Source organism: Vibrio sp. QJM3NY_15, from assembly GCF_057785995.1.
Window position 1 is genome coordinate 593,689 of record NZ_CM173517.1, and the last position, 26,966, is coordinate 620,654.

General features: G+C 44.3%; 17 protein-coding genes, 3 tRNA genes, 3 rRNA genes and 1 other annotated feature. Of the genes, 14 read left to right on the forward strand and 9 right to left on the reverse strand.

Annotated elements, in window-relative coordinates:
- Positions 1-157: 157 nt before the first annotated feature.
- The 4 genes from pheA to AC3CKG_RS02610 form a co-directional block, all read right to left on the reverse strand.
- The gene (gene pheA / locus AC3CKG_RS02595; RefSeq protein WP_017106762.1) at positions 158-1,333 is read right to left on the reverse strand and encodes a prephenate dehydratase; all 1,176 of its coding nucleotides are present in this window, start codon (positions 1,331-1,333) and stop codon (positions 158-160) included.
- Between the two features lie 12 nt (positions 1,334-1,345).
- Positions 1,346-1,466 (reverse strand) — a sequence feature (Phe leader region).
- Positions 1,467-1,577: 111 nt separating this feature from the next.
- On the reverse strand, positions 1,578-1,913 hold the full coding sequence (hpf, locus tag AC3CKG_RS02600) for a ribosome hibernation-promoting factor, HPF/YfiA family (RefSeq protein WP_004735034.1): 336 nt from the start codon (positions 1,911-1,913) through the stop codon (positions 1,578-1,580).
- A 409-nt stretch (positions 1,914-2,322) separates the two neighbouring features.
- Positions 2,323-3,747 carry an MltF family protein gene (locus AC3CKG_RS02605; protein WP_017110493.1) on the reverse strand — a complete coding sequence of 475 codons (1,425 nt, stop codon included), beginning with the start codon at positions 3,745-3,747 and terminating at the stop codon, positions 2,323-2,325.
- Positions 3,748-3,904: 157 nt separating this feature from the next.
- Positions 3,905-4,633, reverse strand: coding sequence for an outer membrane protein assembly factor BamD (locus AC3CKG_RS02610; RefSeq protein WP_017106758.1), 729 nt, complete (start codon positions 4,631-4,633; stop codon positions 3,905-3,907).
- A 137-nt stretch (positions 4,634-4,770) separates the two neighbouring features.
- Between AC3CKG_RS02610 and rluD the strand changes: the two genes are divergently transcribed.
- The 11 genes from rluD to AC3CKG_RS02665 all read left to right on the forward strand — a co-directional run bounded on the left by rluD (position 4,771) and on the right by AC3CKG_RS02665 (position 17,080).
- The gene (rluD, locus tag AC3CKG_RS02615) at positions 4,771-5,745 is read left to right on the forward strand and encodes a 23S rRNA pseudouridine(1911/1915/1917) synthase RluD (RefSeq protein WP_009848467.1); all 975 of its coding nucleotides are present in this window, start codon (positions 4,771-4,773) and stop codon (positions 5,743-5,745) included.
- An 8-nt stretch (positions 5,746-5,753) separates the two neighbouring features.
- The gene (pgeF, locus tag AC3CKG_RS02620; RefSeq protein WP_488529219.1) at positions 5,754-6,488 is read left to right on the forward strand and encodes a peptidoglycan editing factor PgeF; all 735 of its coding nucleotides are present in this window, start codon (positions 5,754-5,756) and stop codon (positions 6,486-6,488) included.
- A gap of 142 nt (positions 6,489-6,630) precedes the next feature.
- Entirely contained in the window at positions 6,631-9,204 is a 2,574-nt protein-coding gene (gene clpB, locus AC3CKG_RS02625) for an ATP-dependent chaperone ClpB (protein ID WP_488528773.1), read from the forward strand.
- A gap of 611 nt (positions 9,205-9,815) precedes the next feature.
- A 16S ribosomal RNA gene (locus AC3CKG_RS02630) occupies positions 9,816-11,370 on the forward strand.
- Between the two features lie 77 nt (positions 11,371-11,447).
- A tRNA-Ala gene (locus tag AC3CKG_RS02635) sits at positions 11,448-11,523 on the forward strand.
- 311 nt (positions 11,524-11,834) lie between these two features.
- A 23S ribosomal RNA gene (locus tag AC3CKG_RS02640) occupies positions 11,835-14,727 on the forward strand.
- A 102-nt stretch (positions 14,728-14,829) separates the two neighbouring features.
- A 5S ribosomal RNA gene (rrf, locus tag AC3CKG_RS02645) occupies positions 14,830-14,945 on the forward strand.
- Together the 16S, 23S and 5S rRNA genes with 3 tRNA genes alongside form the textbook arrangement of a ribosomal RNA operon.
- A gap of 67 nt (positions 14,946-15,012) precedes the next feature.
- Positions 15,013-15,089: transfer RNA gene (locus tag AC3CKG_RS02650), tRNA-Asp, on the forward strand.
- Between the two features lie 35 nt (positions 15,090-15,124).
- Positions 15,125-15,201, forward strand: a tRNA-Trp gene (locus tag AC3CKG_RS02655).
- Between the two features lie 456 nt (positions 15,202-15,657).
- A complete protein-coding gene (mepA, locus tag AC3CKG_RS02660) occupies positions 15,658-16,497 on the forward strand; it encodes a penicillin-insensitive murein endopeptidase (RefSeq protein WP_488528774.1) in 840 nt (279 codons plus the stop codon).
- Positions 16,498-16,771: 274 nt separating this feature from the next.
- Positions 16,772-17,080, forward strand: a complete 309-nt coding sequence (locus AC3CKG_RS02665; RefSeq protein ID WP_004735060.1) for a hypothetical protein — start codon at positions 16,772-16,774, stop codon at positions 17,078-17,080.
- 42 nt (positions 17,081-17,122) lie between these two features.
- Here the strand turns inward: AC3CKG_RS02665 and AC3CKG_RS02670 are convergent, their stop codons facing one another.
- From AC3CKG_RS02670 to rdgC, 3 genes are all read right to left on the reverse strand, one after another.
- Entirely contained in the window at positions 17,123-17,377 is a 255-nt protein-coding gene (locus tag AC3CKG_RS02670; protein ID WP_004735061.1) for a YfhL family 4Fe-4S dicluster ferredoxin, read from the reverse strand.
- Positions 17,378-17,411: 34 nt separating this feature from the next.
- Positions 17,412-18,815 carry a prephenate-dependent tRNA uridine(34) hydroxylase TrhP gene (trhP, locus tag AC3CKG_RS02675; protein WP_019823039.1) on the reverse strand — a complete coding sequence of 468 codons (1,404 nt, stop codon included), beginning with the start codon at positions 18,813-18,815 and terminating at the stop codon, positions 17,412-17,414.
- Between the two features lie 206 nt (positions 18,816-19,021).
- Positions 19,022-19,936 carry a recombination-associated protein RdgC gene (gene rdgC, locus AC3CKG_RS02680; RefSeq protein WP_488528775.1) on the reverse strand — a complete coding sequence of 305 codons (915 nt, stop codon included), beginning with the start codon at positions 19,934-19,936 and terminating at the stop codon, positions 19,022-19,024.
- 193 nt (positions 19,937-20,129) lie between these two features.
- Here rdgC and phoB point away from each other — a divergent pair, with 193 nt between their 5' ends.
- The 3 genes from phoB to AC3CKG_RS02695 are packed head-to-tail and all read left to right on the forward strand — an operon-like array spanning position 20,130 to position 23,125.
- Entirely contained in the window at positions 20,130-20,819 is a 690-nt protein-coding gene (phoB, locus tag AC3CKG_RS02685; RefSeq protein WP_004735064.1) for a phosphate regulon transcriptional regulator PhoB, read from the forward strand.
- 33 nt (positions 20,820-20,852) lie between these two features.
- Positions 20,853-22,151 carry a phosphate regulon sensor histidine kinase PhoR gene (gene phoR, locus AC3CKG_RS02690; protein WP_017106503.1) on the forward strand — a complete coding sequence of 433 codons (1,299 nt, stop codon included), beginning with the start codon at positions 20,853-20,855 and terminating at the stop codon, positions 22,149-22,151.
- Positions 22,148-23,125, forward strand: coding sequence for a PstS family phosphate ABC transporter substrate-binding protein (locus AC3CKG_RS02695; RefSeq protein WP_488528776.1), 978 nt, complete (start codon positions 22,148-22,150; stop codon positions 23,123-23,125). Before phoR ends, AC3CKG_RS02695 begins: the two co-directional genes overlap by 4 nt.
- Positions 23,126-23,185: 60 nt before the next feature.
- Here the strand turns inward: AC3CKG_RS02695 and ppx are convergent, their stop codons facing one another.
- Both ppx and ppk1 read right to left on the reverse strand, forming a co-directional pair.
- Positions 23,186-24,697, reverse strand: a complete 1,512-nt coding sequence (gene ppx, locus AC3CKG_RS02700; RefSeq protein ID WP_488528777.1) for an exopolyphosphatase — start codon at positions 24,695-24,697, stop codon at positions 23,186-23,188.
- On the reverse strand, positions 24,688-26,784 hold the full coding sequence (gene ppk1 / locus AC3CKG_RS02705) for a polyphosphate kinase 1 (RefSeq protein WP_488528778.1): 2,097 nt from the start codon (positions 26,782-26,784) through the stop codon (positions 24,688-24,690). The genes ppx and ppk1 overlap by 10 nt, the downstream gene beginning before the upstream one ends.
- Between the last annotated feature and the right edge of the window lie 182 nt (positions 26,785-26,966).

A 26,966-nucleotide genomic window follows, 5' to 3' on the forward strand; every position in this document is an offset into this window, starting at 1 on the left:
TGATTTTAGGAAGCGAGTGTGAGAGACAGTGAACGGAATAACAATTTAATACCCACAATACTTATTTCTGCATATTGTTTCGTTCGATTGTTATTCCGTTTGCGTTAACTTTTACTGTTTGGCCTATGGTAGGCGAATTGCTTTTGGCAACCTAAACTTACGACAACTTAACTTGAGTCGCTTTAATGTTCTCACTTGGGTAGCAGCCTAGCACTTTTAAGTGACGAGTAATGGCCGTCAGTTCCGTGATCGCTTGCTGCATGTTATCCGCATTCAAGTGTGCTTCTAAATCAACATAGAACATCTCTTCCCATGGGTTACCCATAATTGGACGAGATTCTAGTTTCGTCATGTTGATGCCCAAGCGTTGCAGAATCAGTAGGGTTTCAACCAAAGAGCCTGCTTCTTGAGAGGTCGACATGATGAGTGTCGTTTTCGCTGGGATCTGAGTCGAGACTTCTACCGGTTTACGCGCCACAACGATGAAGCGAGTATGGTTCTCAGTTTGATTGGCAATGTTGCCTTGAATTGCTTGAAGCCCATACAGTTTGCCACTTGAAGCGTTACCAATGGCTGCTACATCATCACTATCCAGCTCTTTCACTTTCTTCATTGCGTCAGCGGTGCTTGCACAAGATTCAAGGCTGACACCTTTAAGGCGACTCAAGAACTCACTGCATTGCTGATGAGGTTGTGGATGCGAATAAAGCGTCTTAATGTTTTCTAATCGAATATCACTTTTAGCAACTAAGCAGTGTTCAATAGGCTGAGACAGTTCACCCACGATGTAGAGTGTTGTGTGTTGTAGAAGATCGTAAACTTCGTTGATTGAACCTGAACTGGTGTTCTCAATCGGCAGCACACCGTAATCGGCGTGACCAGATTCCACTGTTGATGCGACTTCTTTGAAGTGATTGCAGTTAAGCTCTATCAATTCCATATTCTTGCGGCTGAAGTATTCACGGCTAGCAAGATGCGAATATGAACCTTTAGAACCCAAGAACGCAACGCGAGCCAATGGCTTACGGCTTTGTGGGTTCGCCAGGTTTTGCAGGTATGACTGTTGCAGCAGAACCGAATCTTCAATGATGGTATGAAACAGCTTAGTAATGTACTGCGCATCAAGTTCGTATTTATCTTTACCGTTGTTAATTAGCTTAACCAGAAGCTGCTGTTCACGAACGGCATCGCGTACAGGCTTTGATGTCTCTACTTTACTTTTCGCAACTTCGATACTGAGTTTGCGACGTTCTGAAAGTAAACTCAGCAGTTCGTCATCTAAATCATTGAGACGAAGGCGGATATCATCCAGTGAAATTGAGCGGTCAGTCATAAATGTGTCCTTATAAAAAAGCCTCCCTTGTGTGGGAGGCTTCTTGTTCGTTTTTGACTTGTTTTTCTAAAACGACTCAGCCTCCGATTTACGGAAGAAAAAAGAAGTCAAAAATAAACAAAGATTGAGAGTGCATAAAAAGTGATTGTTTTATGAATGTTTAAACACAATAAGCAAGCGAGCTACGAGCGTCAAGCAAAAAAATAGCGCCCTGAGGCGCTATTTTTTAATCTGTTCTCTTTCCCTATTCTACTTCAGCTTCTAGCTCTTCAATTTCAGGCTTTTCAGCGCGACGAGCTTCTGGTTTATGGCGTAGCTTGTTGAGTTGACGCTCTAGTTTTTGTTCTACTTCGTTGATAGCCACGTAGAGGTCGTCATGAATTGATGAAGCAACAAGTTGGCCTTTTGGTACCGTTAGAACGGCTTCAAATTTTTTCTTCTTGTTTGGTTCTTCGCTAAAGCTCGCTTGGCAGCCAATGATGTCTACTTGCCATTTATCCAGCTTTTTAAATTTGCTTTCTATGTGATCACGGATTGCAGAGGTAATGTCGATGTTTTTACCAGTGATGTTCATTTTCATAGAAGTTTTCCTCTGTTGTATCCCTCATGGGTTAACTTCAGATTACGACTTTTAGGAATAAAGAATGTGATTTAGATCTCATTTTGATTGGGTGGGATAAGCATTAAAATCAAATGTGATCTCACGCAAGTCTTGGTATCTTTTTGTCGAAAAATGCTTGTTATCCCTACGAAAAACGATAAGTTGGAGGCAAGGCTTCGCTAAAAATTAAACCAGTTTTTAGGGACGTCCTACAGCTTTTTGAAAGTGCTAGATGAAAATTCACGCAATATACTTTCGTGATTTAAGTCACACCAAAGAACGATCCGAATTTGATAAACAAAAGCCGCATAAGTTTCCTTATGCGGCTTTTGTGCTTTTAGTCCTGTCTTGGGCGTTCACTGCTTAAGCTCATAATGACAAACAGCGGCTAATCGTTGGTTTGCAGTAGCCTTGCTGTTCCGTTCTCTCGAGTGGCATTAATCGCCGCCAATTGTTTATAAATAACAAAGTAGCGATTGATGTTGGCGACATACGTGACGGGTTCTTTACTGACATACTTTCGCGTAACGATTTCGACGTTTTTAAACCAAACGTTAGGGTTGTAGCCTTTCTTCTTCGCGAGGTATCTCATTTTTCTGATTTTAGCTGGGCCTGCGTTGTAAGACGCCAACGTAAAATAGATCTGGTTGTCAGCCGTTATGGCAGGGTCATTAAAATATCGGTCTTTGATAAAACGCATATATTTCACGCCGGCATGGATGTTGTTATCCACTTTATGAATATTTTTGATATTAACGTTTTTGTCTTTGGCCGTACTTGGTAAAACCTGCATGACGCCAATCGCCCCACGATGAGAGACTTGACTCTGATCGAGCCCAGACTCCTGGAACCCTTGAGCAGACATCATTAAAGGATCAAATTCGTACTTGCTGGAGTACTTCTCAAATACGTCAGCGAGCTTGGCAACTCTGTCGACTTTGTTTGGATTGAGAGCTCGACCTAACCAACGCGTATTATCGATATATTTTTGGTAGATCACGTTACCCAGTAAAGTACCTGTGCGGGCTTTCTTAACGTACTTGTTGATTTCCTTTTTGAGAAGAGGGCTATCCTTTCTCAGTGCCCAAGCAATTTGACCATCCTCTCGCAAAGGTAAGTCGCTATGGATCTGAATGTTTTCCATTACATCAGTCCATAGTTTTGCTTTATGGCTATCTAGAATCGTACCTTGTATATACCCCTGATTAACCAGTTCTATCAGTTCGTAATCTTGGAGAGATTCTTCGATAAAGTGGACATGTAATGGTGGCAACCCGAGTTCATTGAGCTCCATATTCACTTTTTGCACACTCTCGAAGTAGCTAGAGCTCGCGCGGATCCATACTTCTTTACCGCTCAATTGCTTGATTTCGGTGAGAGGTTCTGAATTTTTTCCAGTGATAATGAGTTCTTTACCATCTTTAATCATGGGATCTGAAAAGTCGATCACTCGTAACCGCTTATCAGTAATGGTTAGGTTTGCTACCGCGACATCACCGTATCCGGATTCTAATGAAGGAAGAAGATCATCTCGCTGAACCGGAATGATCTGCACATTGAGATAAGGGTGTTTCTTACGAAGGCTTTTCTCAAAGTGATAGAGCATTTCTGCCACAATGCCTTTTGGCTTGCCATCTTCTATGTAATAAAAGCCCAGATCAGCCGATACCAATACTCTAACTGTTCCTTTTGTTTTGAGTACATCTAAGTCTCCCATGTAAGGCTGATTGCTCAATGGGGACAGTTCTAATGCGTTGGAAAGTTGGCTAAATAACCCGATCCAGATAAATAATAACATCCTGCTCACATCCACACTCCATGTTGATGTTTTGTTAAAAGTTACCTATTGAAGATACTGCTTATGCTGCCATTCATCAAGTTTACCAGACGAAGTTCAAAAAAAATCGCGCTAATAAATTAGCGCGATTTTGAAGTGATTGTTTTAGTTAACGACGAGTGTGATTCGCTGACTAAGGCAGTGGGTTGAGCTCAATCAAGGCTTCTGTTCTTTTCACAGCGTCTTCTAGCCCAAGTTGCTCGTAGGCTTCTAACTGTATTTTCAGAGATTTACGCGCAGCAATGGTGTCTGGGTAAGTCTTTTGCAACTCTTGTGTTCTGTTTATAGCTGCAATCCACGCTTCGCGACGCAGGTAGAAATCAGCGGTTGCTAAGTCATACTCAGCTAGGCGGTTTTTCAATGCGAACATGCGTTTTTGTGCATCTTCAGCGTATGGACTTGCAGGGAAACGTTCTAACAGTCGTTTGAAATCAGCAAACGCAAGTTTCACTGGTTCTGGATCTCGGTCACTACGATCGATATTAAAAATATCGTGCATGAAGTTTCGATCTTGAGCCATGTGTGTCAGGCCACGCATGTAAAGAACCCAATCCTGTTTTTCATGAGTAGGGTTTAAGCGTAGGAATCGTGAAATGGTGGCAAGGCCTAATGCCAAGTCATCATTTTTGTAGTACGCGTAAATCAGATCCAGTTGTACTTGTTCAGAATAGGCGCCGAATGGGTAACGAGAGTCTAAGGCTTCTAGCTTTTCGATTGCAGAAAGCCAGCTACCACTCTGCAGTGATTCTTGGGCGTCAGAGTAAAGAACCGATGGCGGTACATCCGGTACTATTTCTTCACTACTTGAACAACCAACTAAGAGTGATACGGCTAATAGACCCGATAAAGTAAGGTGTTTCATGTCAGGCGTCGATTCCTTGAATTAAATATTTCGTAAGCTTCCGTTACTTTCTAACCAGTAACAGATACAATGATGCAATTATTCTATTTTATCCATACTAATGGGTATTAGTCTCACGGTTTTTAAAAAAGTTCGATATGGCTCAGCAGATAACATTAACAGACACAGTAAAAAGCAGCCAGTTAGGTCAACGTTTAGACCAAGCTGTCGCTGAACTATTTACCGATTTTTCTCGCTCTCGTATTAAAGAGTGGCTTCTTGACGGCAAAATCCAAGTGGATGGCGAAGTTATCACTAAACCGCGCACCATAGTTTTGGGCGGTGAAGCGATCATCTTACAAGCAGAGCTTGCGGATGAAGAGCGCTGGGAAGCACAAGATATTCCGTTAGACATTGTCTATGAAGATGATGATTTATTGGTTATCAATAAACCTCGCGATCTGGTTGTACACCCAGGTGCAGGTACGCCGGATGGAACCATACTAAACGCATTGCTTTTCCATTACCCTCAAATTGCTGAAGTACCTCGTGCGGGTATTGTGCACCGTCTGGATAAAGACACAACTGGTCTTATGGTTGTGGCTAAAACGGTTCCAGCTCAAACTCGCCTTGTGCGAGCTCTTGCTAAACGTCGTATTACTCGTGAATATGAAGCAATTGCTATCGGTAAAATGACAGCAGGTGGTGTGGTTGAGAAAGGCATTAGCCGTCATGCAACTAAGCGTACGTTAATGGACGTAAATGAACTGGGTAAGCCTGCGGTAACTCACTACCGTGTTGCGGAGCACTTCCGCGAACATACTCGTATTCGTCTGCGCCTAGAAACGGGTCGTACTCACCAAATCCGTGTTCACATGTCATATCTTCAGCATCCGCTGTTAGGTGATATCGCGTACGGTGGTCGTGCTCGTATTCCAAAAGGTGCATCTGAAGAGCTAACGACAATGATTCGTTCTTTTGATCGTCAAGCGCTACACGCGGTTATGCTGAAGTTTGTTCACCCGATTACTGGTGAAGAAGTAGAGTTCCACGCACCTGTGCCAAATGACATGGTTGTGATGGCTGAAGCGTTGCGTGTTGATGCTCGTGAAAACATAGAAGACGACATTTAATCGTGTCAATGATCATCCCTGACTGGAATGCACCAAAAAACGTGAAAGCATTTGCTGCAACTCGTTTTGATGGTTGTTCTACAGGTGCCTATCAAGGGTTAAACCTTGGTATGCACGTTGGGGATGATGCTTTACTTGTTGAAAGCAATCGAACATGGCTAAAGCAACAATCTAATATGCCCACGGCTCCGGTATGGCTAAATCAAACTCACTCAACGGATGTCGTTACAGTTTTAGAACCTGTGGCGAATGTGCTTGATGCGGATGGTGCATTTACCACTGCAAAGGGTGTTGTGTGTTCTGCGATGACAGCCGATTGCTTACCAGTTATCCTTACTGATACCAAAGGCACTCAAGTTGCTGCCGTTCATGCGGGTTGGCGTGGTCTTGCTGGTGGCATTCTTGAAAATGCCGTCGCAAAGTTTTCAAACCTAGATTCAGATAATCAGATCATTGCTTGGCTTGGTCCTGCTATTGGTAAAGATGCGTTTGAGGTTGGCAACGATGTGTTGGACGCTTTTGTTCGTTTTGACCCTCAAGCTAAATTGGCATTTAAAGCCAAATCTGAACCTGGCAAGTGGTTAGCAAACATGTCTCAACTTGCGACTCAACGACTAATGAAAGTTGGCGTGACTTCGGTGACAGATTCGAATCTATGTACATACGCAGATTCAGATGCTTTCTATTCTTATCGTCGTGATGGTATTACTGGGCGTCAGGCGACATTTATTTGGTTAGAGTAATCTCTGACTAGCATAACCACTCATCCAGTTCATTTATATTTTCATATCATCTCTATTCTTCATCCTTATCCCTTGAAAATCTGCGTTACCGTATCCATCTTCTAACCATAAGATAAACATATCTAAGAGTAGGAAGGTTGGCATGCGTCTCGATCGATTCACTAGTAAATTCCAAATTGCGATATCTGATGCTCAGTCGCTCGCATTAGGTCGTGATCACCAATATATAGAACCTGTACACCTAATGGTGTCTTTGCTTAATCAAGATGGCAGTGCGATTCGTCCATTGCTCACCATGCTGAATATTGATGTTGTTCAATTGCGTTCTAAATTAAGCGAAATATTAGACCGAGTGCCGAAAGTAAGCGGTATCGGTGGGGATGTTCAGCTCTCTAACGCAATGGGAACGCTATTCAACCTATGTGACAAGGTCGCTCAAAAGCGTCAAGACAGTTATATATCTTCAGAAGTATTCCTACTCGCTGCAATAGAAGACAAAGGACCTCTAGGTAACTTACTTAAAGAGTTAGGCCTTACTGAGCAAAAACTATCTCAAGCTATCGAGCAAGTTCGTGGTGGTCAAAAGGTTGATGACCCGAATGCGGAAGATAGACGCCAAGCTTTAGAGAAGTTCACCATTGATCTGACCGAGCGAGCAGAGCAAGGCAAGCTAGATCCTGTGATTGGTCGTGATGATGAAATTCGTCGCACGATCCAAGTCCTTCAACGCCGAACTAAGAATAACCCTGTCATTATTGGTCAACCCGGTGTGGGTAAAACCGCTATTGTCGAAGGTTTGGCTCAACGTATTATCAACAATGAAGTTCCTGAAGGCTTAAGAGGCCGACGAGTGCTTTCATTAGACATGGGCTCATTGGTAGCCGGTGCTAAGTATCGTGGTGAATTCGAAGAGCGTCTAAAATCTGTGCTTAATGAATTATCGAAAGAAGAAGGCAATGTCATTCTCTTTATCGATGAAATTCATACGATGGTCGGCGCAGGTAAAGGCGAAGGCTCTATGGATGCGGGTAATATGCTGAAACCAGCATTAGCTCGTGGTGAACTGCATTGTGTCGGCGCAACAACGCTCGATGAGTACCGCCAATATATAGAGAAAGATCCAGCTTTAGAGCGTCGATTCCAAAAAGTGATCGTGGATGAACCCACCGTTGAAGACACGGTAGCGATTCTTCGTGGTTTGAAAGAGCGCTATGAACTTCACCATCATGTAGAAATTACCGATCCTGCTATCGTAGCGGCGGCAACGCTATCTCACCGATACGTTTCAGATCGTCAGTTACCAGATAAGGCGATTGATCTCATTGATGAAGCGGCTTCGAGTATTCGAATGCAGATAGATTCAAAGCCCGAGTCATTAGATAAGTTAGAGCGAAAAATCATTCAGTTGAAGATCGAACAGCAAGCTCTGACGAATGAAAATGATGAGGCCAGTGAAAAACGCCTGCGCACGCTACAAAGCGAACTTTCTGAGAAAGAGCGAGATTTTTCAGAACTTGAAGAAGTTTGGAACGCAGAGAAGGCAGCGCTGTCTGGCACGCAACATATCAAGTCAGAGCTAGAACAAGCTCGAATGGATATGGATTTTGCACGACGTGCTGGTGACCTTAACCGTATGTCTGAATTGCAATATGGTCGAATCCCAGAATTGGAGAAGCAGTTAGATCTCGCGACTCAAGCTGAAATGCAAGAAATGACCTTATTACGTAATAAGGTGACCGACGCTGAGATCGCCGATGTCCTTTCAAAGCAAACCGGCATCCCGGTTTCTAAAATGCTAGAAGCAGAAAAAGAGAAGCTTCTGAAAATGGAAGGTGTTCTGCATAAGCGGGTTATCGGTCAAGCGGAAGCGGTCGAAGTAGTATCGAATGCGATTCGTCGTAGCCGTGCTGGTTTGTCTGATCCGAACAAGCCGATTGGTTCGTTCTTGTTTTTAGGGCCAACAGGTGTCGGTAAAACGGAATTGTGTAAAACATTAGCGAACTTTATGTTCGATAGTGAAGATGCGATGGTGCGTATCGATATGTCTGAGTTTATGGAAAAACACTCGGTTGCTCGTTTAGTTGGTGCTCCCCCTGGTTATGTGGGTTATGAGGAAGGTGGGTACTTAACCGAAGCCGTTCGTCGAAAACCTTATTCTGTCATTCTGCTTGATGAGGTAGAGAAAGCTCACCCAGATGTTTTCAATATTCTATTGCAGGTTTTAGATGATGGACGATTAACTGACGGACAAGGTCGCACCGTCGATTTTAGAAATACCGTGGTAATCATGACATCGAACCTAGGTTCTACTCGTATTCAAGAGAACTTTAATACATTGGATTACCAAGGCATTAAAAATGAGGTTATGGAAGTTGTGGGTAAACATTTCCGACCTGAGTTTTTGAATCGAGTTGATGAAAGTGTCGTGTTCCATCCATTAGGCCAAGAGCATATCGAGTCAATTGCCGCTATTCAGCTTGATCATTTGAAAAAGCGAATGGAAGACAATGGTTATGAACTCGAAGTTTCAGAAAAAGCGCTCAAGCTAATCTCTCAAGTTGGTTTTGATCCTGTATATGGTGCAAGGCCTCTTAAAAGAGCAATTCAACAAACTGTTGAGAACCCGTTAGCGAAAGCGATACTGGCTGGAAAAATAAATCCAGAGAAGAAAGTGCAGCTATTAGTGAATAACGACCGAATTATTGCTCACCAATAATCAAACTATGAATAATAGGTACGATTAGCCGAAATTAAGGCTTAATCGTACCTATTTTGAACGCTTTGTGTGAATAGTGTCCGAACGATCGCCTGCGGCGGTTTTTTTTCGTTTTTGGTCTTGTGCAAAGGGGGATTGTCTCTATAATGCGCCTCCGTTGCTAGGGATAACCAAGCGGTTTGAACTAAGTAACGAGACGACATTAAGCATTTAAGATGCTTTGAAAAATTAGCTGGAAAAAGTGTTTGACACTGGAACCCAATTCGCTAGAATGGCCGTCCACTTAGAGAGGCTCCTTACTAAAAGGAACGCTCAATAAGTAAAGCTCTTTAACAATTTAAACCTATCAATCTGTGTGGGCACTCGTTGATGAATATCAAAACGTTATTTGTTCTTTTTTGAAAGAGCGTAATAACAGTTACTTCGGTAACAAATTGATTTCAATGAACTGAGTGACCAATACGTTTAACTACTTGTAGTTATTCGGCACAGTCAATTCATTACCATTCTGTTGGAATGGTAATAGCTTTAGAATTACATGTTTCTGTTCTTTTTCGAAAGAGCGGTAAATATTAGTTTTGAAGTCAGTATTCGTTGAGTCACAAAATCTTAAATTGAAGAGTTTGATCATGGCTCAGATTGAACGCTGGCGGCAGGCCTAACACATGCAAGTCGAGCGGAAACGACATTATTGAATCTTCGGAGGATTTAATGGGCGTCGAGCGGCGGACGGGTGAGTAATGCCTAGGAAATTGCCTTGATGTGGGGGATAACCATTGGAAACGATGGCTAATACCGCATAATGCCTACGGGCCAAAGAGGGGGACCTTCGGGCCTCTCGCGTCAAGATATGCCTAGGTGGGATTAGCTAGTTGGTGAGGTAATGGCTCACCAAGGCGACGATCCCTAGCTGGTCTGAGAGGATGATCAGCCACACTGGAACTGAGACACGGTCCAGACTCCTACGGGAGGCAGCAGTGGGGAATATTGCACAATGGGCGAAAGCCTGATGCAGCCATGCCGCGTGTATGAAGAAGGCCTTCGGGTTGTAAAGTACTTTCAGTTGTGAGGAAGGGTGTGTAGTTAATAGCTGCGCATCTTGACGTTAGCAACAGAAGAAGCACCGGCTAACTCCGTGCCAGCAGCCGCGGTAATACGGAGGGTGCGAGCGTTAATCGGAATTACTGGGCGTAAAGCGCATGCAGGTGGTTCATTAAGTCAGATGTGAAAGCCCGGGGCTCAACCTCGGAACTGCATTTGAAACTGGTGAACTAGAGTGCTGTAGAGGGGGGTAGAATTTCAGGTGTAGCGGTGAAATGCGTAGAGATCTGAAGGAATACCAGTGGCGAAGGCGGCCCCCTGGACAGACACTGACACTCAGATGCGAAAGCGTGGGGAGCAAACAGGATTAGATACCCTGGTAGTCCACGCCGTAAACGATGTCTACTTGGAGGTTGTGGCCTTGAGCCGTGGCTTTCGGAGCTAACGCGTTAAGTAGACCGCCTGGGGAGTACGGTCGCAAGATTAAAACTCAAATGAATTGACGGGGGCCCGCACAAGCGGTGGAGCATGTGGTTTAATTCGATGCAACGCGAAGAACCTTACCTACTCTTGACATCCAGAGAAGCCAGCGGAGACGCAGGTGTGCCTTCGGGAGCTCTGAGACAGGTGCTGCATGGCTGTCGTCAGCTCGTGTTGTGAAATGTTGGGTTAAGTCCCGCAACGAGCGCAACCCTTATCCTTGTTTGCCAGCGAGTAATGTCGGGAACTCCAGGGAGACTGCCGGTGATAAACCGGAGGAAGGTGGGGACGACGTCAAGTCATCATGGCCCTTACGAGTAGGGCTACACACGTGCTACAATGGCGCATACAGAGGGCAGCAAGCTAGCGATAGTGAGCGAATCCCAAAAAGTGCGTCGTAGTCCGGATTGGAGTCTGCAACTCGACTCCATGAAGTCGGAATCGCTAGTAATCGTGAATCAGAATGTCACGGTGAATACGTTCCCGGGCCTTGTACACACCGCCCGTCACACCATGGGAGTGGGCTGCAAAAGAAGTGGGTAGTTTAACCTTTCGGGGAGGACGCTCACCACTTTGTGGTTCATGACTGGGGTGAAGTCGTAACAAGGTAGCCCTAGGGGAACCTGGGGCTGGATCACCTCCTTATACGAAGATACCACGATGAGTGTCCACACAGATTGATTAGGTTTAGAAAAGTTAAGAGTAGAAATACTTTTCCAGATGGGGCTATAGCTCAGCTGGGAGAGCGCCTCGCTGGCAGCGAGGAGGTCTGCGGTTCGATCCCGCATAGCTCCACCATCTTTAAGTGTTTTTCTTTGAAAATATTTAAAAATGGTTCCCTTCTTTTAATAGAAGATGAATCAAGCTCTTTAACAATTTGGAAAGCTGACTGATTGATTACTTACGAGTAATTCAATCAAATTTAAAAGTTCTCAATGTTTATCTTTCATTAGATAAACACAACAAACACATTCAAGTGTCTTGTATTCGAATCAAATTTATTTGATTCACAATTGAGTCCGGCAAACAGTTATCAAGAATTAACCCTTCTTGATGACAACCAAAAACCTTGGTTAGTTGCCATACACTAAGACCCTTTCGGGTTGTATGGTTAAGTGACTAAGCGTACACGGTGGATGCCTTGGCAGTCAGAGGCGATGAAAGACGTAATAACTTGCGATAAGCCCAGATTAGGTAGTAATAACCTTTTGAGTCTGGGATTTCTGAATGGGGAAACCCACGTGCACAAGCACGTATCCTGTTGTGAATACATAGCAACAGGAGGCAAACCGGGGGAACTGAAACATCTAAGTACCCCGAGGAAGAGAAATCAACCGAGATTCCGAAAGTAGCGGCGAGCGAAATTGGATTAGCCCTTAAGCTTTTAATGATGCAGGTGAAGAGTCTGGAAAGTCTCGCAATAAAGGGTGATAGCCCCGTAACCGACACATCATAATCAGTGAAATCGAGTAGGGCGGGACACGTGATATCCTGTCTGAATATGGGGGGACCATCCTCCAAGGCTAAATACTACTGACTGACCGATAGTGAACCAGTACCGTGAGGGAAAGGCGAAAAGAACCCCTGTGAGGGGAGTGAAATAGAACCTGAAACCGTGTACGTACAAGCAGTAGGAGCACCTTCGTGGTGTGACTGCGTACCTTTTGTATAATGGGTCAGCGACTTAATTTTAGTAGCAAGGTTAACCGTTTAGGGGAGCCGTAGGGAAACCGAGTCTTAACTGGGCGTACAGTTGCTAGGATTAGACCCGAAACCAGGTGATCTAGCCATGGGCAGGTTGAAGGTTGAGTAACATCAACTGGAGGACCGAACCGACTAATGTTGAAAAATTAGCGGATGACTTGTGGCTAGGGGTGAAAGGCCAATCAAACCTGGAGATAGCTGGTTCTCCCCGAAAGCTATTTAGGTAGCGCCTCGGACGAATACTACTGGGGGTAGAGCACTGTTAAGGCTAGGGGGTCATCCCGACTTACCAACCCTTTGCAAACTCCGAATACCAGTAAGTACTATCCGGGAGACACACGGCGGGTGCTAACGTCCGTCGTGGAGAGGGAAACAACCCAGACCGCCAGCTAAGGTCCCAAAGTATAGCTAAGTGGGAAACGATGTGGGAAGGCTCAGACAGCCAGGATGTTGGCTTAGAAGCAGCCATCATTTAAAGAAAGCGTAATAGCTCACTGGTCGAGTCGGCCTGCGCGGAAGATGTAACGGGGCTAAGCTATACACCGAAGCTGCGGCTACGTACCTTAGGGTATGTGGGGTAGGGGAGCGTTCTGTAAGCCGTTGAAGGTGGTCTGTAAGGGCTGCTGGAGGTATCAGAAGTGCGAATGCTGACATGAGTAACGATAAAGGGAGTGAAAAACTCCCTCGCCGGAAGACCAAGGGTTCCTGTCCAACGTTAATCGGGGCAGGGTAAGTCGACTCCTAAGGCGAGGCCGAAAGGCGTAGTCGATGGGAAACGGGTTAATATTCCCGTACTTCTTACAATTGCGATGGGGGGACGGAGAAGGCTAGGTGGGCCTGGCGACGGTTGTCCAGGTTCAAGTATGTAGGCGGAAAGTTTAGGTAAATCCGGACTTTCTTAACGCTGAGATACGATGTCGAGCTACTACGGTAGTGAAGTCATTGATGCCATGCTTCCAGGAAAAGCCTCTAAGCTTCAGATTGTAAGGAATCGTACCCCAAACCGACACAGGTGGTCGGGTAGAGAATACCAAGGCGCTTGAGAGAACTCGGGTGAAGGAACTAGGCAAAATGGTACCGTAACTTCGGGAGAAGGTACGCTCTTATCAGTGAAGTCCCTTGCGGATGGAGCAGACGAGAGTCGCAGATACCAGGTGGCTGCAACTGTTTATTAAAAACACAGCACTGTGCAAAATCGTAAGATGACGTATACGGTGTGACGCCTGCCCGGTGCCGGAAGGTTAATTGATGGGGTTAGACTTCGGTCGAAGCTCTTGATCGAAGCCCCGGTAAACGGCGGCCGTAACTATAACGGTCCTAAGGTAGCGAAATTCCTTGTCGGGTAAGTTCCGACCTGCACGAATGGCGTAATGATGGCCACGCTGTCTCCACCCGAGACTCAGTGAAATTGAAATCGCTGTGAAGATGCAGTGTACCCGCGGCTAGACGGAAAGACCCCGTGAACCTTTACTACAGCTTGGCACTGAACATTGAACCTACATGTGTAGGATAGGTGGGAGACTATGAAACCGCGTCGCTAGATGTGGTGGAGTCGTCCTTGAAATACCACCCTTGTAGTTTTGATGTTCTAACGTCGGTCCCTGAATCGGGATTACGGACAGTGCCTGGTGGGTAGTTTGACTGGGGCGGTCTCCTCCCAAAGAGTAACGGAGGAGCACGAAGGTGGGCTAAACACGGTTGGACATCGTGTGGTTAGTGCAATGGCATAAGCCCGCTTGACTGCGAGAATGACAATTCGAGCAGGTGCGAAAGCAGGTCATAGTGATCCGGTGGTTCTGAATGGAAGGGCCATCGCTCAACGGATAAAAGGTACTCCGGGGATAACAGGCTGATACCGCCCAAGAGTTCATATCGACGGCGGTGTTTGGCACCTCGATGTCGGCTCATCACATCCTGGGGCTGAAGTCGGTCCCAAGGGTATGGCTGTTCGCCATTTAAAGTGGTACGCGAGCTGGGTTTAGAACGTCGTGAGACAGTTCGGTCCCTATCTGCCGTGGGCGTTGGAAAATTGAAAGGGGCTGCTCCTAGTACGAGAGGACCGGAGTGGACGAACCTCTGGTGTTCGGGTTGTCATGCCAATGGCATTGCCCGGTAGCTAAGTTCGGAATCGATAACCGCTGAAAGCATCTAAGCGGGAAGCGAGCCTTGAGATGAGTTTTCCCTGGCGCTATAAGCGTCCTAAAGGGTTGTCGTAGACTACGACGTTGATAGGCAGGGTGTGTAAGTGCTGCGAGGCATTGAGCTAACCTGTACTAATTGCCCGTGAGGCTTAACCATACAACACCCAAGGGGTTTTGTGGACTCAATAGAAATACCAAACGCTTGAATGAGTTTGAAGAGATATAACTTTTAAATCAGTTTTCCGAATTTTAAAATTTGCTTGGCGACCATAGCATTGTGGACCCACCTGATTCCATGCCGAACTCAGAAGTGAAACACAATAGCGCCGATGGTAGTGTGGGGTTTCCCCATGTGAGAGTAGGACATCGCCAGGCTTTAAATTAAATCTTTAGGTTGACCGACCTGGAGATATGGACGCTCACTTAGTGAGTTGACCACTGCGGAGTGGTAGTTCAGTTGGTTAGAATACCGGCCTGTCACGCCGGGGGTCGCGGGTTCGAGTCCCGTCCACTCCGCCACTTATTCAGAGTTTCAGCTCTTTAAAACTGAAAATAGGGGTGTAGCTCCAATTGGCAGAGCAGCGGATTCCAAATCCGCGTGTTGGGAGTTCGAATCTCTCCACCCCTGCCATATTTAAGGCTCTAGCAGAAATGCTAGAGCCTTTTTGCTTTTTCCGATATAGATAAATGAACAACGAAGCTCTACTGCTACAAATTATCTCAACATCGCTAATCGTTAGTTCAGTTTAAAACAACCTATGTTGTTGCATGAATATATTAAGGCTTCAGTCGAAAGACTGGAGCCTTTTTATTTTTTGCTCTCTTCTTCAACTTTATCTATAAGACGATGAATTAACGCTGTTAATCGTCAAGTGCAGTGGCTGACCGTTATACGAAATTCAAAAATCAGTGACGAGTTTGAGATCTTTACGTCTCTTCAGTTAGCCAATAGCAGTGATGAAAGTTGGTTGATAAGACGTGTTGTTTGTTATTTTCATTTAATGCCCCGAAAAACTTATTACTTATATGCCCCTATTCCTCAATGACAGCTAGTATAAATACTAAAGACAAATCATTTAGGATCGTTATGAGGTTACTTTGCGCTGCGGCTACTGTGTTATGTTCATTCGTAGCCATAGCAACGCCTTGGGAAAAGGCGAAGAGCCCGACAATCAACTCAACATCATCTATTGGCAGTTATGCTAATGGCTGTCTAGACGGCGCACAAGCTTTGCCTATCAACGGGGAGGGCTATCAAGTTATTCGCCCTCAGCGAGAACGCTACTATGGCCATACCGAGGCCATTCAGTTTATTGAAAGGTTGGGTGTCATTACAAGCGAACAACTCAACACTAACTTATTAGTTGGCGATATTTCCTTACCTAGAGGTGGACGCTTCTCATCTGGTCACTCAAGTCACCAGACTGGGTTGGATATTGATATATGGTTAAGGCTCACTGATGAGAGACTTTCCGAAAATGAACTTGCTGTTCCTAAGCCAGTAAGCGTTGTCGACCTTACTAATTACAAACTGCGTAAATCAAATTGGAACGATGACCATTTTCAAGTTATTCGCTATGCAGCCAAAGATCAAAAAGTGGTACGTATTTTCGTCCATCCTGTTATTAAACAAACTCTTTGTGACCAAGAAAGCTCTGATGCCAATGAGAGAGCTTGGTTAGGAAAAATCAGACCTTGGTGGGGACATCATTCTCATTTTCATGTTCGTTTAAAATGTCCTAAAGGTAGTTCTAACTGCATCGCTCAAGCAAACCCGCCAAAAGGTGATGGTTGTGGAGATGAACTTGCCAGTTGGGCTCCGCAGACCATTCCAGTGCCTCCACCTAAAAAAGTCGCTAAAAGTAAGAAAAAAAAGAAAGTTAAAGTAATGCCGAGTCAGTGTTTAGCCTTGATATCCAATAAGTAATCGCATCTATCGAGGTTAATTACAGTGGTAATGCCACTGACTTTCTCGTCTCTGAAACTGGAGAAATGTCACACTTTTGTCTAGAGTTTATAAACACGTAATTAAGAACATCGTTTGATATCAAAACAAACGAATAACGGCAATAGCAAAAACAACGATGAATTTGATAATGCTTAGTCAGGGATGGCGTGTTTTAGGGTGAAAGATGCGGCTTATGTGCAGTATATGAAAATCAGAGTCTGATACCCGTCTATAAAAATTCAAGGATAAGACAATGACTATGATTTGCGCGAGGGAATTCTCTAAATGGTTAAGACATAGATTCAATAGTGAGAAGACTGGTATTTCAATTTCTAGAGAAGATATAAACCAACTAACCGGTCGACAACGGTTAGATCCTAGTTTTGTTAATGATGTTCATTATGAACTGATGCAGTATGGAATGGCGTTTGTCACTGATACCAGTCGGGAGAGTTTTTATTTGGTACCTGTATCTCAAACCAAAAATTGGCGAGAACAACTTGAATACCAATTTGAGAAAGAGATGTTCTGCAATATATATCCCATTGAAAAATCGGGTTAAAAAAAAGGTTCAACTTGATGATTAAGTTGAACCTTTTATCTTTTAGGTCAAGCCTTGAATAATGACAAACTTTTCTAATAATTCGTCGTCAGTTTCAATATGGTTTGGGTCAGTGATTATGCATTTTGTAATGGGACACACTGACTGACATGTTGGCTTCTCATAGTGACCTTTACACTCAGTACATAAATCAGGATCGATTTCGAAGATACTGTCACCCATAGTGATTGCACCATTTGGGCATTCTGGGTCACACATATCGCAGTTTATGCACTTGTCAGTAATTAACAGAGCCATTATTTTCTTCTCAAGTAAGTCGCTTAAGTAAAAATTATTTGCCTGATGCGTTACGTGTATCTTGGCCTTCGCTCAAGTTACGCATCAGCAAGCCGTACTCTAGATCTAGATCTGCTGGTACAGGAATAAATACAAAGTGACCGTTACCTTTCGCGTCGTCGACCGCTTCAGATTTACGGTTTTCCATAACTTCTAGTTTGAAAACAACGTTACCTTTCGGTGTCATCATTTCTAAGCTGTCGCCTACTAGGAACTTGTTCTTCACTTCTACTTCCGCTAGGTCGCCACGGCGCTTACCTGTGAACTCACCAACAAACTGTTGAGTGTCAGAGATAGAGTAACCGTACTCGTAGTTTTGGTATGTATCATGTGTATGGCGACGTAAGAAGCCTTCAGTGTAACCACGGTGAGCTAGGCTCTCTAGTGTACCCATTAGGCTTTCATCGAATGGTTTGCCTGCCACTGCATCGTCAATAGCTTTACGGTAAACTTGAGCAGTACGTGCACAGTAGTAGAAAGACTTAGTACGACCTTCAATCTTCAGAGAGTGAACACCCATCTTCGTTAGGCGCTCAACGTGTTGGATTGCACGAAGGTCTTTTGAGTTCATGATGTAAGTACCATGCTCATCTTCAAATGCTGCCATTTTCTCTTCTGGCTTGTGTGATTCAGAAAGCAGAACCACTTCGTCTGTTGGTTTACCAAGACCTAGTGTGTTGTCTGGACGTTCATCTTGAACTTCAACTTCTTGAATAGCGACACCAGTTGGATTAGCTTCAACGATCTGACCGTTTTCGTCTTCTTTCGCTGCTTCAGTTTTGTATTCCCAACGGCACGCGTTGGTGCAAGTACCTTGGTTTGGATCGCGCTTGTTCATGTAACCAGAAAGCAGACAACGGCCTGAGTAAGCCATGCAAAGTGCACCGTGAACAAAGATCTCTAGCTCTGTTTCTGGGCAGTGTTCGCGAATCTCTTCGATCTCTTCAAGCGATAGCTCACGAGATAGGATTACACGCTCAACACCTTGGGTTGACCAGAACTTAACGGTCGCCCAGTTTACTGCGTTTGCTTGAACCGAAAGGTGGATTGGCATTTCAGGGAATGCTTCACGAACCATCATGATAAGACCAGGATCTGACATGATAAGCGCGTCAGGGCCCATATCTACAACTGGTTTAAGGTCGCGAATGAATGTTTTTAACTTAGAGTTGTGCGGCTGAATGTTACATACAACATATAACTTTTTGCCTTGAGCATGAGCTTCATCGATACCGATTTGTAGGTTTTCGTGATTGAACTCGTTGTTACGAACACGAAGGCTGTAACGTGGCTGGCCTGCGTAAACTGCATCCGCGCCGTAGGCGAATGCGTAACGCATGTTTTTAAGGCTTCCTGCCGGTGATAATAGTTCAGGTACAAATGGTTTTTGTGTAGTCATTGCTTCGTTCTCTAATCTGATCTCAAGTCAGGTTGATACCACCAAGTGATATCAAAGGGGCGCAAATTTTACGCTAAAATGAGTTTGGTTGATAGCCCTAAAGATAGCAATGACATTAACAAGAGGGCAGAGAGGCAGATATAAGCGAGAACTTAGTGAGAAATAAGCTCAGATACCGTTAGTACCTGAGCTTATAGTTTGACTGATTAAGCGTTAGGTTGAGTTAACCCGCCTAATGATTCAAATAGGTTTGGAAGGAAAACACTGAACTCACCACAAAGTAGAGAGAAGTCTGCATCAAAACGCGCAGCTTGATCTTCACGAGGAATATCGTCGTTTTCGTCTTTGAGCTCATCACTGAATTTTAGGCGTTTGATGCTGCCATCTTCTGCAAGAATGAACTCAATACGGTCTTGCCAGTTGATAAGAAGTTTCGTCACCATCTTATTGGCTTCAATGTGGTTCTTAATCTCATCAGCTTCTAGTTCTTGTTTCTTAACTCGAACAATACCGCCGTCTTCTTGGATTGATTTAAGCTCAGCTTCATCAAGCATCGTGATACCTTTAGGCGTATCACCTGACTTAACCCATTCAGTTAACGTTGTTTCAATCGCTTGCTCTGGAATAGCTGGCACTACTGGCAAGCTACCCATTGTTTTACGTAGTAATGCTAGTACGTCTTCTGCTTTTTTGTAGCTGCTAGCATCAACAACAATAAAGCCTTCTTTCGGCATGATCAGTGCGTAAGTGAAGTTACTGCGGCTGAAAGCACGAGGAAGAAGATCGATGATGATGTCTTCTTTTAGGCTGTCTTTCTCTTTCTTTTTCAGAGGAGTACCAGACTCGGCTTCAAGCGTTTCTACTTTTGCATTCAATGAATCTTTGATCACAGAAGCTGGAAGCATTTTCTCTTCTTTCTTTGCACAGATTAGAATGCGGTTTTCTGATACGTGCGTCATCATATCGCCGTGTCTACCCATCGCATTCACCCAACCAAACTTCTGTTTGTCTTGGCTACCACAAGGGGTAAAACGGAACTCTTCAAGTTGTTTCTCTAGCTGATCTGCGTTGAAGTCTATATCACGATTAAAGCGATAGACGAGGCAATTCTTAAACCACATAAATATTTCTCATACCTTTATCTGAAGACGCTCATCATAGGAGATTTCGATCCATTTGTCTTATACCTGCAATAAAAATTAAAAGTGAAATGTTTGAGACAGTTATATGAAAATTTGTTTTCAAAGGTCACAAAAGTGTCATAATTAAACCAGATAATGCAATGCGTTGATTAAATACTAAGGCTATTCAATTATGTCGAGAAGGATTCTGGTCGTTGAAGATGAAGCACCTATTCGTGAGATGTTGTGTTTTGTACTTGAGCAAAAAGGCTACCAAGCAGTAGAGGCTGAAGATTACGATACAGCGGTAAACAAGCTATGTGAACCTTTCCCAGATCTAGTATTACTAGATTGGATGCTACCTGGTGGTAGCGGGATAAACTTTATCAAGCACATGAAGCGTGAAGAGTTAACTCGCAACATCCCAGTTGTGATGCTGACGGCTCGTGGTGAAGAAGAAGATAAGGTTCGCGGTTTAGAAGTTGGCGCTGACGACTACATTACCAAACCATTTTCGCCAAAAGAGCTAGTGGCTCGCCTGAAAGCGGTTATTCGCCGAGTAACACCAACCGCATTGGAAGATGTGATTGATGTTCAAGGTCTTAAACTAGACCCTGTATCTCACCGCGTTACCGCAAGTGAAGGTCCAGTTGATATGGGCCCAACCGAATTCAAAATGCTGCATTTTTTTATGACTCACCAAGAGCGAGTATACAGCCGAGAGCAACTGCTAAATAACGTTTGGGGTACTAACGTTTACGTTGAAGATCGTACGGTTGATGTTCATATTCGACGTCTACGCAAAGCACTTGAATCTGCTGGTCATGACAAATTAATTCAAACGGTTCGCGGCGCAGGCTACCGTTTTTCTACAAAGGCTTAATGTGGCTTCACTGCCCAGTTTATGGAGTCCTGAATGGTTGAGAAGTTAACCTGGAAGAAGCTAGCTTGGGAGCTGGCTTTTTTTTACGCACCTTGGATTATAGTCGGATGGATATTCGGTTATTTACCTTGGTTATTGCTGGCTGCAACAGTATTACAGTTAGCATGGCATCTACACTATCAAATGCGTTTGTCTGCTTGGTTGTGGGATGAAAAGCGGTTAACACCCCCTTCAGGTTCTGGAAACTGGGAGTCTCTGTTCAACGGTATCTATCGTATGCAGCAGAGACAGCGTCGTAAGCGCAAAGAATTGACCAACCTCATCCGCCGTTTCAGAAACGGTGCTGAATCCCTACCCGATGCCGTTGTGGTGTTTCGCGGTGAAGGCAATATTGTTTGGTGTAACAAGCTTGCTCAGTATTTACTGGGTTTTCGCTGGCCAGACGATTCAGGTCAACCGATCTCTAACTTGATTCGCACGCCGGACTTCATCAAGTATCTTAATAAACAAGACTTTTCAGAACCGTTAGAGATGCCTTCGCCACTTAACGTGGAGCGTATGCTTGAGCTGCGTATCGTGCCTTACACTGAAGGTGAGCATTTGATGGTAGTACGTGATGTTACCCAGCTAAAACAGCTAGAAGGCATGCGTCGGAACTTTTTCGCTAACGTTTCTCACGAGCTACGCACTCCAATGACCGTACTTCAGGGTTACCTTGAAATGACGGAAGATCCAGACATGGTCGTTGGGCCTATGTGGCCTAAGGCTCATGGTGTGATGACTGAGCAATTGAATCGCATGAACAGTTTGGTCAATCAGCTCTTAACACTTTCTAAGATCGAAGCAGCACCAATGCACGAACTGGATGAAGTGGTGAACGTTCCGGCGATGTTGGAAGTTCTTGAAAAAGAAGCCGCTAGTCTCAGTGGAGAGCGAGAACACAAGCTGGAATTTGATATTGATAAGAGCCTACGCGTTCTCGCTGATGAAGATCAGTTGAGAAGTGCGATATCGAATTTGGTTTACAACGCAGTGAAATACACACCACCGGGCGCGACGGTGAAAGTGCGTTGGTATCAGACCAGTCAAGGTGCGTGTTTGGATGTGTCAGACACCGGAGACGGTATCGAACCACAACACTTACATCGACTCACAGAGCGTTTCTATCGTGTAGATAAAGCACGCTCACGTGATACTGGGGGCAGTGGCTTAGGGTTAGCGATTGTTAAACATGCGCTTAGTCACCATGATTCACATTTAGAAATTCAAAGTGAAGTAGGTGTTGGTAGCCGATTCCATTTCACGCTGCCTAGCCGATTGACAGTGTCATGAGTTCTTTAATACGCAGGATGCGTTTCCCCATCAGTTCATTATTAGCATTAGCTTTGGTTACCCCTGTTCATGCCGAGCAAGGTGTCGATTCTCTTCCAGATTATTCTAAGGTTCCGGGTATTTCTGGCAGCTTGTTGTCTGTCGGTTCGGATACCTTAGCGGGAATGACTACGTTATGGGTTGAGGAGTTTAAGTCTTTCTACCCGAACGTGAATGCTCAAGTTCAAGCATCCGGTTCTTCTACGGCTCCTCCAGCCTTAACTGAAGGTACAGCTCATTTAGGGCCGATGAGTCGTCCAATGCGCCTACGAGAAGTGGAAGCGTTCGAAAGGGAGCATGGCTATAAGCCGACGGCGCTTCGAGTTGCTATCGATGCGATTGGTCTTTTTGTGCATCGTGATAATCCTATCGAGGGGCTTAATTTTCGCGAAATTGACAGCATATTTTCAGAGACATTGCGCTGTGGCGCGACTAAGCCGCTAAACAATTGGCAAGATTTAGGTATCAGCCAGCCGTGGGCAAAACATAGATTCCAACTGTTCGGTCGTAATTCCGTTTCGGGAACCTACGGCTACTTCAAACAAAACGCATTATGTAGTGGCGACTTCAAGAACCGAGTCAATGAGCAGCCAGGATCTGCGTCGGTTGTACAGTCGGTCGCTTCATCAATCAGCGGGATAGGGTACTCAGGTATTGGTTATCGAGTGGCTGGTGTAAAGTTAATTCCTATTGCCGAGCATGGTTCTGATTACGTAGAGCCTACTCGAGCGAATATTTTAAGCGGAGATTACCCTCTATCGCGCTTTCTCTATGTGTATGTGAATAAACACCCAGATAAACCGCTTTCTCCTGTAGAGAGAGAGTTCCTCACTTTTGTATTCTCGAAGCAAGGACAAGAACTGGTAGAGAAAGATGGCTATTTAGCGATACCGCCTGAGTTCGCAGAGCAAGAACTGGCAAAAGTCGGGCTATGATCCAGATACAAAATATGTAGAAACAGCTTGCTAAGTCGCAGGCTGTTTTTGTTTTGACTGTTATTCTACCTTTAGCGACCATCCAGCATTTTGCCAACGTTGTTGTTCTTCTTTGAGTTCATATTCAAGCAGTTGGTTTTGGGCCAACCAATCGCTGTTAGATCCTTTCAATTCCCAGTTATCCTGTTGTTCAATCGTTAGAGTCACGTCTGGGGCCTGTGCCTGATTTCGTTGACGATTGAGTAAGATAGCGAGTCTTAATATGCGAATTAGTAGCGTTATTTGTTGTGGAGAAAATAGAGACAGTTCCGGCAAGTCTTGTCGCTTAATCGCTTTTCTTTGGTGGTGAACCAATGTCGAGATAAGACGTTGTTGCTCAGTATTGAAACCGGGCATTGTCGTGTGCTTAAGCAGATAAGCCGAATGGCGGTGATAGCCTTGGAATGCGATGCTTTGTCCTACCTCATGAAGTAGTGCAGCCCAACCAACCTGGTCATACAGCTCATTAGTTACCGTAATAGTTACTTGAGGCTGCACTTGTTTCAGTAATGCAAGGGCGAGTTCTTTGACTTTCTGGCTATGAGCTACGTCAACATGGTATCGAGAGACGAGCGTTTCGGCGGTTCTTGTTCGAACATCAATATCTTTAAATCTACCCTCCATGTCATAAAGAACGCCTTCTCTCAGGGCGCCATCAGAAAAATGTAACTCCTTTATGTCTAGCGTATCCATAGCTGCTGAAAGAATGGTGACGCCAGCAGCAAATACTGGCTTTCTCTCATCACTTAAACCTGAAAGGTCTAAGGTTTTGGATGATGAAAACTCACATAAGTGATTTTTCAAATAGGACAGACGTTGCGGCGTAATGAGACCATCGGTAAACCCTAAGCCAATGAGTACCTCTTTTATTGATTTAGCCGTCCCTGATGAGCCAAAGGCGATTTCCCAAGGGGCCTTTGTGTATTCTTCAATCAATGGCATCAATAGACGAGTAGCTGCGGTACAAGCATCTGAGAAGTGTTGTGAGCTTAGCTCTCCGTCAGCAAAGAAGCGTTGAGAGAAGCTGACGCATCCCATCGGTAAACTGCGCATAATTAGGGGCGTAAAGCCTTGCCCTGCGACGAGTTCCGTACTCCCTCCACCGATATCAATAACCAATTTAGATTCAGAAGCGGTTTGAGTGTGTTCTACACCGTTATAGATTATTCGAGCTTCTTCTTGACCTGAAATGATCTCTATTGGAAAAGGAAACAGTGGTTTGGCTTGCTCTAAGAAGTCTTGAGCGTTTTTGGCTTTTCTTAGGGTATGAGTCGCAACAACTCTGACATCATCAAGTTCAAAATCAGCTAGTCGCTCTGCGAACACTTTAAGACATTCTAAGCCTCGCTCGATAGCGCTTTCGGATAGGAAGTTACGTTCGTCCAACCCATCGCCTAATCTCACTTTCTGTTTGTGTCTGCTGACTAATTGCAGGTGTTGTTCGAATACTCGAGCAACCACCATATGGAAGCTGTTCGAACCCAAGTCGATAGCAGCAATACATCGAGAATGTTTATTATCAATTAGCGGCATGATTTCTTCTCTTGTTTGTACTTCTTGCGAGCAAGTTTCTCCATACGTTTAATATAGTGGTAAGTGGAGAGTTGCGACGTCGGGTAATCGAGTGGTTTTGCTGGTGGTTGTATGTAAGGGTTGCTCATCGATTGCTCTAGCACTCGGGCTTTGTTGCTGTCATCGAAATGAAACTCAGTTATATCGATAATGGTTTGCTTGATCTTTGGATCTAAAATTGGAGTGGCGACTTCGATCCTATGATCGAAGTTTCGTGTCATCCAGTCGGCAGAGGAGATATAGACTTTTGGATTTCCAGTGTTACCAAAGATCATCACTCTTGGGTGTTCGAGAAAACGATCGACCACACTAACAATCTCAATCTGCTCACTGATTTTGGAGACTCCCGGTACGAGAGAGCACATACCACGAATGACCATTCTCACCGTTACATTGGCTTGGCTGGCCTGATAGAGCTTCTCAATGATCTCTCGGTCGACCAAATTGTTGAGTTTTAGAGTGATGCTTGCAGGCTTGTTCTCTATCGCGTTTTGTATTTCATTATCTATCAACTGATACAGGCGTTTTCTTGTATTCTTTGGTGACACAATCAGTTGTTTGAACTGTGATTTTTGATAAGGGTTTTCAATGTACTTAAAGACTTGTCTCACCTCTTGGGTCAAATCTTCATTCGCAGTGAGCAGAGAAAAATCGGTATACACGCGCGCTGTTACTTCATGAAAGTTACCGGTGCCAATATGAGCGTAATGCGCCGTATGCTTGCCTTCTTTCCGTTTAATGAGCAGCAGCTTGGAGTGGATTTTCAAACTTGGGATGCCATGGATGACTTTGATACCGGCTTCTTGAAGTTTCTTGGTCCATTGAATATTGGCTTGCTCATCAAAGCGAGCTTGCAGCTCAACGACGACAGTTATTTTCTTACCATTGTGTGCTGCATCGATGATCGAACTAAGGAGTTTTGAGCCTTCTGCAACACGGTAAACGTTTATTTTTATGGAGGTTACCTTCGGGTCAAAGGAAGCCTGCCTCACGAGTTCAGTGATGTGATTAAAGGTGTGATAAGGGTAATGCAACAAGATGTCACGAGCTTTGATCGCTTCGAAATAGTTTGGGTAGTGGCTGAAATGCGCGCACTTAATCGCGGGTAGTGGACGATTAACTAAATCACGTCGATTAAGGCTTGGGAACTCAGAGAAATGTTTGAAGTTATGATAGCGTCCACCCGCAATGACACTGTCATAGTCAGACAGCTTAAGTCTGACTTGTAAGAAGTTGAGCATTTCAGCAGGCATTTCTGACTCATAAATAAGGCGTATCGGTAGTGCCGTTAAGCGCTGTTCTAAACCCAACGACATAGATTCTAATAGGTTACTTTCATTGTCCTCTTGAAGATCATAATCAGCGTCGCGAGTCATTTTTATCGCAAAACAACGTAATGAGTCATACTCAAAGAATCCTTTAAGCAAGTCATCTAAACAAAATCGAACTATATTATCTAATAAGATCAAAGCCGTACGTTGTGAACCCGAAGTGTCTGGTAACTTAACAAATCGAGGGAGAGCTTCAGATGGGATTTCGAGTAAGACATATTGAGAAGATGTTTCTTGCTCAATGTCGATCGCCAAGTAGCTTTGTTCATCTTTGATAATATTGAGTAACTGGCTATCTTCGTTCAAGAGAAACGGAGTTAAATGTGGCAGCACTTTTTTCTTAAAGTACTTTTTGATCCACTCACTTTGTTCTTCGCTGATTTGTTGTTCGTTGACCAGAAAAATACGATTGCGTGCCAGTTCCAATAGTAAGTCGCTATACAGTTCATGGAATCGAGCATCGAGCTTGCTCGCTTTGCTCTGCATTTGAGTTAGTAGGGTTTTCTGTGAGTTGGCAGGTAATTGAGGATCTTGAAGTAAGATCTTTCGTTTCACATCAGCAAATCGGACTTTGTAAAACTCATCGAGGTTTTTCGAGTAAATACCTAAAAAACGAACTCTTTCGATTAAGGGAACTGACTTGTCGGCCGCTTCTTGGAGTACTCTTTCGTTGAAAGATAACCAGCTAAGTTCTTTTGTGACATAGTCTTTTTCCATCGAGATGATAATCCTTGAGTACTGGCTATAGAGCTGATTACTTTAATTTAGAATGACAAAATTCACAAAATCTATGATCTTACTTTAAGAAATATGGTCAACAAACTTGTTATTAGTTTCAGTTGTTTAACGTAACTTGTAATATAATTGTCATCTAACGTACATATTATGTCAGTAGCTAA